The sequence below is a fragment of the Pseudomonas sp. Pc102 genome (genome assembly GCF_018408275.1).
Lineage (GTDB): Bacteria > Pseudomonadota > Gammaproteobacteria > Pseudomonadales > Pseudomonadaceae > Metapseudomonas > Metapseudomonas tohonis.
On the sequence record NZ_AP021905.1, the window covers coordinates 6,483,805 to 6,493,177 of the forward strand.

At 67.9% G+C, this 9,373-nt stretch carries 3 protein-coding genes; all 3 read right to left on the reverse strand.

The annotated features are described in order from the left end of the window. Positions 1 to 19: 19 nt before the first annotated feature. On the reverse strand, positions 20 to 7,402 hold the full coding sequence (locus PHLH3_RS29560) for a thrombospondin type 3 repeat-containing protein (RefSeq protein ID WP_213627251.1): 7,383 nt from the start codon (positions 7,400 to 7,402) through the stop codon (positions 20 to 22). Positions 7,403 to 7,549: 147 nt separating this feature from the next. Continuing rightward, a complete protein-coding gene (locus tag PHLH3_RS29565) occupies positions 7,550 to 8,419 on the reverse strand; it encodes a peptidyl-prolyl cis-trans isomerase (RefSeq protein ID WP_213627253.1) in 870 nt (289 codons plus the stop codon). Continuing rightward, positions 8,406 to 9,284 carry a peptidylprolyl isomerase gene (locus PHLH3_RS29570; RefSeq protein WP_213627255.1) on the reverse strand — a complete coding sequence of 293 codons (879 nt, stop codon included), beginning with the start codon at positions 9,282 to 9,284 and terminating at the stop codon, positions 8,406 to 8,408. The genes PHLH3_RS29565 and PHLH3_RS29570 overlap by 14 nt, the downstream gene beginning before the upstream one ends. Positions 9,285 to 9,373: the final 89 nt, after the last annotated feature.

A 9,373-nucleotide genomic window follows, 5' to 3' on the forward strand; every position in this document is an offset into this window, starting at 1 on the left:
AGAGATTCCCTTGGCCGCCTCAGCGGCCCTTGTTCAAGCGATAGAGTTCGGCCTGCAGCTGGCGCAGGTTGAGCTCGCCGTCGGCATAGGCCTTGAGCGCGGGCTGCGCTTCGAGGCCCGCCAGGGCGAAGCCGAAGAGATCGAGGTTGTCCTGGGCCAGCACGCCCTGGCTGCGGATGCGGCCGTTGCCGATCACGCCCACGCCCACGGGGACGATGCGCGCGGCCTGGCGATCCAGCCCCACCATCACCACGTAGGAGCCGTCCGGCGGCAGGTAGTCGAGGGTGTTGCCCAGGCGCAGGGCAGCGAGGTCGACGCTGAGCGTGCCTTGCACACTCACCCCGGCGGGCTGCAGCGCGTACATCCAGTAGGGCATGGCCAGCGGCTCGACCGGGTACGGCAGCTCGCTGAACTGCAGCATCTGCGCATGCAGGTCGCCTTCCTGGCGGCCATCGGGGAACACCAGGCGTGCGCCGCCGAGGTCGAGCTTGAACTCGCCCTCCAGCAGGCTCAGCTGGCTGCCGCCCTTCACCGGCACGTAGGGCAGCGTGGTGTTGAGCTGCGCCAGCTGCATCTGGCCGAAGTCGTTGCGCTCGCCACCCTGGACCGTGACGCTGCGGCTGTCGGCACCGTAGCCACGGTTGCCCGAGCCCGGGTTGAGCAGCAGCCGGTACTGGCCACCGGGAATGGCCTGCTCGGCGGTGTCGCCGAAGCCGAAGTTGAAGGCGCCGTCGCGGTTGGTACGTACGCTGCGGTTGAGCTCTTCCAGGCGCACCTCGATGTTGGCCACCGGCTCCTGCAGCTGGTCCAGCACCACGCCGGAGATGAAGGTCGGCAGCGGCCGGGTGCGGTAGCGCAGGCGCTCCAGTTCCTGGCCGTCGTAGCGCACTTCAACCGACACCTCGGCGTCGTAGGCCAGGTCCTTCTCCGGATAGAAGGCGATCACCTGGCTGCCCGGCAGTTCGGAGAGCGCGCCGACCACGGCCTGGTGGTCGCGGTCGACCCGCACCAGCTGGTAGCCCTGGGCCTTGAGCGCATTGGTGCCCAGCCCGTCGAGGTCCACGTAGCTCATGCCGTGGGCGGTCTCGTAGACCTTGATCTCCAGCTTGGCCAGGTCGATGGCCTGGTTGAAGTAGAGGCTGATGAAGCCGTTGGGCTCGACGAAGCGGGCGTTGTTCGCCGGCTCGACACGCTCCAGGGCCACCGGCACCTGCTGCGGGGTGACCAGGGAGATGGACCGCGCGCTCTGCGCAACCACCTGGCCATTGCCGCCCTGGAGCACCGCCAGCAACTGGTACTGGCCGCTCTGCGGCGGAATCTGCAGGGTAGCGCTCTTGAGCGTGGTGTCACCGGTCAGCGGTGCGTCGGCGATGAGGTCGCCGTTGGCCGCCAGCAACATGGCCCGGGGCGCCAGCAGGCCACTGAGGTCCTCGATGCGCGCCGCCACCTGCAGGGAGACCGGCTCGCCCAGGTTGAGCAGTTCGGTGCCTTCGGTGGGGATGACCCAGTTGATCGCCGCCTGGGCGGAAAGCTCCAGGCTGTACTCGCGGCGCAGCTGGTTGCCGGCCTGGTCGCGGGCTACCAGGGTCACGCTCACGGGCTGGCCGATGGGCAGTGCGATGCGGCTTGCGAAGCGGAACTCGCCCGCCTGGCCACCAGGCTCCAGGGTCACGTCGTTGCCGTTGATCTGGAAGCTCGACAGGTTGGCCTCGCGCAGGGTGCCCTTGATGGGATAGGGCTGCTCGCCGACGCGGTTCTTCGCCGGCAGCTCCACCAGGGCCTGGTCGAGGGTGATCTGCGGCGGCTCCTGGTCCAGCTTCCAGCTGAGGGTCTGGCGGGTCTCCTGGCCGCTGCGGTCGCGGGCCAGCAGTTCGACGGAGTAGCTGTTCTGCCCCACCGGTACGTTCAGCGCCTCGCGCAGGTCGTACAGCTGGGCGCCCGGCTCGCGCAACACCAGGTTGCGCCCGGCGACGCTGATGCGCTCCAGGCCCGCCTCGGCGAACACCTGGCCGCCGAGCATGAAGCCATTGCCCGGCAGCAGGCTGCCGTTGGCGGGCGACAGGTTGTCGAAGCGCGGCGGCTTGAAGCTGGCCTGGGGCGGCTGGTAGGTCACCACGATGCTGCGCTGGATGCTGCGCTGGTCCACCCACGCCTGGAGGGTCAGGGTATTGGGGCCCGACTGCAGGGTGATGGGGGCCGACTGGAAGCCGAACAGGGTCACCTGGCCGGTGGCCGACAGGCTGGCGGGCTGGCCATTGACCAGGACTTCCATGCGCTGGGCGGCCTTGTCGCTGCGCAGTTGGCCGCGCACCACCAGGCTGGCGTCCTTCACCGTGGCGCCCGGCAGCGGGTAATCCACCGTCAGGGCGATATCGCTGGCCAGCGGCTGGCGTTCGACAGTCCGTACCAGGCTCGCCTGGTTGCCGGCCTTGTCGAAGGCGGTCAGGGTCAGCCGGTTGGTGCCTTCGAGCACCGGTACGCTGGCGGTCCACTGGCTGCCTTGCAGGGTGACGGCGAAGCGGGTGCCGGGGAAACGATCGGAGGCGAACTCCAGGCGCGCCATGCCCGAGGCGCTGTCACTGGCGCTGCCGCGCAGGGTGACGCTGTCCTCGTTGACGCTGATGACCTCGGGCCCTTCGATGGCCACGACCGGCGGCTGGCGATCCGGGAAACTGCTCGGGTCGTTCGGGTCGGTGCCGGCAGCCACCTCGTCGTCGTTGCTGACGCCATCGCCGTCGCGGTCCGGGTCGGCGTTGTCGCCGATCTTGTCGCCGTCGAGGTCGCTGCTCTCGGTGGGGTCATCCGGGAACGCATCCTGGGCATTAGGCACACCGTCGCCGTCGCGATCATCGTCCAGCGCATCCGGGATGCCATCCTTGTCCAAGTCCGGCGGCGTGCTGGTCTTGTCGTTCGGGTCGAAGCCCAGCTGGGTTTCGTAGTCGTTGGAAATGCCGTCGCCGTCGCGGTCGGTATCCGCGTTGTCGCCGATCTTGTCACCGTCGAGGTCGCTGCTTTCCGTGGGGTCATCCGGGAAGGCGTCCTGGGCATTGGACACGCCGTCACCGTCACGATCATCGTCCAGCACGTCCGGAATGCCGTCCTTGTCCAGGTCCGGCGGCGTGCTGGTCTTGTCGTTCGGGTCGAAGCCCAACTGCGTTTCGTAGTCGTTGGAGATGCCGTCGCCGTCGCGGTCGGTATCGGCGTTATCGCCGATCTTGTCGCCGTCGAGGTCACTGCTCTCGGTGGAATCGTCCGGGAAGGCGTCTTGGGCGTTGGGCACGCCGTCGCCGTCGCGATCGTCGTCCAGCGCATCCGGGATGCCGTCCTTGTCCAGGTCCGGCGGGGTGCTGGTCTTGTCGTTCGGATCGAAGCCGAGCTGGGTTTCGTAGTCGTTGGAGATGCCGTCGCCATCGCGGTCGGTGTCCGCGTTGTCGCCGATCAGGTCGCCATCGAGGTCGCTGCTCTCGGTGGGATCGTCCGGGAACGCGTCCTGGGCATTGGGCACGCCGTCGCCATCACGGTCATCGTCCAGCGCGTCCGGGATGCCGTCCTTATCCAGGTCCGGCGGGGTGCTGGTCTTGTCGTTCGGGTCGAAGCCCAGCTGGATCTCGATATCGTTGGCAATGCCATCGCCGTCGCGATCCGGGTCGGTGTTGTCGCCGATCTTGTCGCCGTCGAGGTCGCTGCTCTCAGTGGGATCATCCGGGAAGGCGTCCTGGGCGTTGGGCACGCCGTCACCATCACGGTCATCGTCCAGGGCATCCGGGATGCCGTCCTTGTCCAGGTCCGGTGGGGTGCTGTTCTTGTCGTTCGGGTCGAAGCCGAGCTGGATCTCGATGTCGTTGGCAATGCCGTCGCCATCGCGGTCGGTGTCGGCGTTATCGCCGATCTTGTCGCCGTCCAGGTCACTGCTCTCGGTGGGATCGTCCGGGAAGGCGTCGTCAGGGTTCAGAACACCATCGCCATCACGGTCGTTGTCCAGGGCGTCGGGAATGCCGTCCTTGTCCATATCCGGCGGGGTGCTGGTCTTGTCATTGGGGTCGAAGCCCAACTGCGTTTCGTAGTCGTTGGAGATGCCGTCGCCATCGCGATCGGTGTCCGCGTTGTCGCCAATCAGATCGCCGTCGAGGTCGCTGCTCTCGCTGGGGTCGTCCGGGAACACGTCCTGAACGTTGGGCACACCATCGCCGTCGCGGTCGTCGTCCAGCGCGTCCGGGATGCCGTCCTTGTCCAGGTCCGGCGGGGTGCTGTTCTTGTCGTTGGGGTCGAAACCGAGCTGGATTTCGATGTCATTGGACACGCCATCGCCGTCGCGGTCGGTGTCGGCGTTGTCGCCGATCTTGTCGCCGTCCAGGTCACTGCTCTCGGTCGGGTCGTCCGGGAAGGCGTCCTGGCCGTTGGGCACGCCATCGCCGTCGCGATCATCGTCCAGGGCATCGGGGATGCCGTCCTTGTCCAGGTCCGGCGGCGTGCTGGTCTTGTCGTTCGGGTCGAAGCCGAGCTGGGTTTCGTAGTCGTTGGAGATGCCGTCGCCATCGCGGTCGGTGTCGGCGTTGTCGCCGATCTTGTCGCCGTCGAGGTCGCTGCTCTCGGTGGGATCGTCCGGGAACGCGTCCTGGGCATTGGGCACACCGTCGCCGTCGCGGTCGTCGTCCAGCGCATCCGGAATGCCGTCCTTGTCCAGGTCCGGCGGCGTGCTGGTCTTGTCATTGGGGTCGAAGCCGAGCTGGGTTTCGTAGTCGTTGGAGATGCCGTCGCCATCGCGGTCGGTATCGGCGTTGTCGCCGATCTTGTCGCCGTCGAGGTCGCTGCTTTCAGCCGGGTCATCCGGGAAGGCGTCTTGGGCGTTGGGCACACCGTCGCCGTCACGGTCGTCGTCCAGCGCATCCGGGATGCCGTCCTTGTCCAGGTCCGGCGGCGTGCTGGTCTTGTCGTTGGGGTCGAAGCCCAGCTGGATTTCGATGTCGTTGGCGATGCCGTCGCCGTCACGGTCGGTATCGGCGTTGTCACCGATCTTGTCGCCGTCCAGGTCACTGCTCTCGGTCGGGTCGTCCGGGAAGGCGTCCTTGTCGTTCTCTACGCCGTCGCCATCGCGGTCGTAGTCCAGCGCATCCGGAATGCCGTCGCGGTCCATGTCCGGCGGGGTGCTGTTCTTGTCATTGGGGTCGAAGCCCAGTTGGGTTTCGTAGTCGTTGGAAATGCCGTCGCCATCGCGATCCAGGTCGGCGTTGTCGCCGATCTTGTCGCCATCGAGGTCGCTGCTCTCCTTGGGATCGTCCGGGAAGGCGTCCTGGGCATTGGGCACGCCGTCACCGTCGCGGTCGTCGTCCAGGGCGTCCGGGATGCCGTCCTTGTCCAGGTCCGGCGGGGTGCTGTTCTTGTCGTTGGGGTCGAAACCGAGCTGGATTTCGATGTCATTGGACACGCCATCGCCGTCGCGGTCGGTGTCGGCGTTGTCGCCGATCTTGTCGCCGTCCAAGTCACTGCTCTCGGTCGGGTCGTCCGGGAAGGCGTCCTGGCCGTTGGGCACGCCATCGCCGTCGCGGTCATCGTCCAGGGCATCGGGGATGCCGTCCTTGTCCATGTCCGGCGGGGTGCTGGTCTTGTCGTCCGGGTTGTAGCCGAGCTGGATCTCGTAGTCGTTGGAGATGCCGTCACCGTCGCGATCCGGGTCGAGGTTATCGCCGATGCCGTCGCCGTCCAGGTCGCACAACAGGCCGAAGTCCAGCTTACCCAGCGCGGCCAGGTCCTGGCGCGCCAGGGCCTGGGTCTCCAGGGACAGGTTGGCGGCCACGGCACCGCCGGTGAGCTGGGACGCGTACTGCTGGGTCAGGTTGCCCCGGGCGTAGACGAAACCGGACACCGTGGTGTTGGAGCCCAGCACCACGTTGCCCTCGGCCAGCACCAGCAGCTGCGAGGGGTCGCGGGCCTGGCCGGAAGCCTCGGCGTTGAAGCGCGCCTGCCAGGGCAGCTCGAGGTTCTGCGCCACGTGCAGCCGCACGGTGCCGGCGCCACGCGGAACGATGCGCGCCTCGCTGGCCAGTGTCAGCTTCTCGATCCAGTAGTCGCCGGCGGACAGTTCCAGGGTGCCGCGGTAGCCCACTTCCACTTCCCGCAGGCGGTAGGCGCCCGGCTTGGTGAAACGCGCGGTGGCCATGCCGGCGACATTCAGCCGGCGCCACTCGGTGCGGCTGCCGTCCATCACCTGCGTGGCGCCGTAGCCCAGGTCCTGGTTGAAGCTGGAGCCGGTCTTGAGGAAGGCCGGCAGTTGCGGAACGGGCGCAGGCGTATAGCTGGGCTGGCAATCCTGGGTGCCGCAACTGCGGCTGAGGGAGGCGAAGCTGCTATCGACCCGGCTGGCCGGCAGGTAGGCGGATACGCCATCGCGCAGCTGGGCGTTGAGGCCGAAGCTGATGCGGCCGCCGGCGGCGTGGCTCTGCAGGCCCTTGGCGAAGGCCGCGGTGCACTGGCTCGGCTGGGGAGTGGGCGGCGCCACCTGGGGCACGCTCTGGGCGTTGCGCGGGTCGCTGCCCGCCAGGCGCTCGGTCTCGTCGTCATGGCCGTCGCCATCGGTGTCCGCGTCGAACAGGTCGAGTACGCCGTCGCCATCCAGGTCGCGGCGCTCGCTGCATTGGGTGTTCCAGCCCAGGGTGGCGACGGCGTCCATGCGCGTTTCGATGCGCGCGGCAGTGTCCACCACGGCGTTGCGGGCGTTGAGGCCGCCACGCAGGCGCGAGGCGAAGGCCCCGCGGTAATCCCCTTCCACATAGGCCAGGGCGCCGACGGTGGCGGACGACTCGAGGCTCAGGTTGCCGCGCACGAAGAGCTGCAACGCTTCGGCGCTGCCTTCGCCATTGAGGCTGGCCTGGTAGGGCAGGTTCAGTGACGAGCCGACCATCACCCGTGCGTTGCCGCCGGCGATGAGCAGCTGGCTGCTGGAGGCCATGTCCAGCTGGCCGATCCAGTAGCGCCCGGGTGCCAGGGTGACCTTGGCGCCATAGCCGATGCTCAGGCGCTGGATGTAGTAGGCCTGGTGGCGGGCGTTGAAGGACAGGGTCGCGCCGCCATCGACGCTGATGGTGCGGTAGCGGTTGAGATCGCCGCCGCCCGCCTCGCCCACGCCCAGGTAACCCAGGCTCAGGTCATGCTCGCCCTTGATCTCGGGCAGTGCCAGGCCGGCGAAGTCGGCGGCCGCCATGCCGCTGGCCTGGCAGTCGCGGCTGCCGCAGCTGGGCGCGCCCCAGGGGTTCTGCACACGGGGGGTGTCGATCAGTTGGCTGGGGTTGTTCTGCAGCGTGCCGCCCCACTGGAAGACGACACCACCGGCGCCATGGGTCTGCAGGCCGCCGGTGAACAGGGCGCGACAGGACTCGGCCGCCTGCGCCAGGCCGCCACTGGTCAAAAGGAGCCATGCCAGCCCCGCCAGCAACCGGCACCGCTTGCCCTGCCCCCCCAGCATCCCCATAGTTCGTCCGTCCACTGTTGTACAGGCTGCCCTGCCGTTTCCCTTTGCCGGCACCTATCGGCCGGCCCTTTGCAATCGGCTCGTCTAGCGCGAGCTGTATTGCACCTTCACCTGGCGCGTCGCCTCTTCGCTCAGGCTCTTCACCGCCTGTTTGAGGGACTGCGGCGCCAGCTTCTCGCGTATCTCGCCACTCACGTCGGAAAGCGGCCTGGCCGGCAGGCGCTCCTCGCCCGTCACCCGCACCAGCAGCAACTGGCCGTCCGCATGGAGCGGCGCGATGCTGCCCACCTCGGTGGACTCCACCAGGCCGCGCAGCGGCTGCTCCAGCAATTCGGGCTTGATGCGGTTGCTGCGGTACTCCAGCGGCTTGCCGGCGGCGCGCCAGGCGGCCACCTGCTTCTGCCAGTCGCGAGACTTGGCCTCGGCGCCGCTGAGCAGTGCGATGAGTTCTGCACGCTGGGGCTCTTCCAGCGCCTGGTCGCTGGCGATGATCTCGAAGCTCTTCTCCACGCCGCCGCCGAACTCTTCGGGGTGGCGCTGGTAGTAGTCGGCCACCTGCTCGCTGGTGACCGGTTCCGGCGTGGCGTGCTGCTCCAGGTAATGGCGCACCAGCAGTTCCTCGCGGTAGGCCTGGGCCTTGAGGTCCAGCTGGGCGCGCTCGCCGGCGTCCAGCTCGCGCTCGGCCAGCAGGGCCATGGCGCGGCTGGCCACCAGGCTGTCGAGGATCTTGCGTTCCACCTCGTCGTTGGCGAACAGCGGTGCCGACTCGCCCAGGGTGCGCTCGACGGTCAGCTCCAGCTGGGCCCGGGTGATGGGGCTTTCGTCCACCGTGACCAGGGTCGCCGACGGCTCGACCGGTACCTGCGCCAGGGCCTCGGCACCGTCGTCGTCACGGCAGCCGGCCAGCAGCAGCGCCGCCAGCAGGCAACCCAGCGTCCACTCAACCCGCAGCACGGTCTTCGCCTTCCTTGGCGGCAGTGCCCTCGGCAGGGGCCGGTGGCGTCTTGCGGTCGATCTTCGCCGCTTCCTTGAGGCGCTCCAGCTCGGCCTGCTTGGCTTCCTGGCGCAGGCGATAACGGATGTCGCCGCTGACCGCTTCGAACGGCTGCTTCACCACCTGCGGCCCCTCGATCACCTTGATCACGTGGAAGCCGAAGGGCGTCACCACCGGCTCGGACACCTCGCCCGGCTTCATGGCGAATACCTTGCCGCTGAAGGCCGGGTCGATGGCGCCTTCCTGCAGCCAGCCCAGGTCGCCGCCCTGCTTGGCGGACAACTGGTCCTCGGAGAAGGTGGCGGCCAGCGCGGTGAAGTCCTCGCCGGCGTTGATCCGCGACTGCACTTCCTGGGCCTTGCTCAGCAACGCCTGGCGCTCGTTCTCGCTCATGCCGGGGTTGGTGCGCAGGAGGATATGGGCGACGTGCACCTTGCGCGCCTGGAACTGGTCGGGGTTGGTGGCGTAGAAGTTGCGCACCGCTTCGTCGGTCACCCGCTCGCGGAGGAACTCCTCGAAGTAGCGGCTGATCAGCATCTGCTTGCGGAACTCGGCCACCTCGGTCTCGACCTGTTCGGCGGGCAGCAGGCCCTGGGCTTCGATCTGGCCGGCCAGGCCTTCGCGCTCCAGGTACTCGTCCAGCTCGCGGCTGACCCATTCGGCGTTCTGCGCCGGAACCCGCTTGAACTTGAGGAAGGCGTCGAACTGCGCCTGGGTGACCGGCTTGCCGTTCACCTCGGCGATGGAATCGCTGGAGGAATCACAGCCCGCCAGGAGCAGGGCCAGGATCGAGGACGCCAAGGCGAGGCGTGGGAACTGCTTCATGGATCACCACCTTAATAAGGTCAAATTCCTTTTATCGCGGGTGCGATATACAGGTCGGCCACAAACAGGGGTGTGACTCGACTCACAAA

Excerpts from the sequence above, each read along its gene's own strand:
- PHLH3_RS29570 (WP_213627255.1), bottom strand. The coding sequence starts at position 9,284 with ATGAAGCAGTTCCCACGCCTCGCCTTGGCGTCCTCGATCCTGGCCCTG.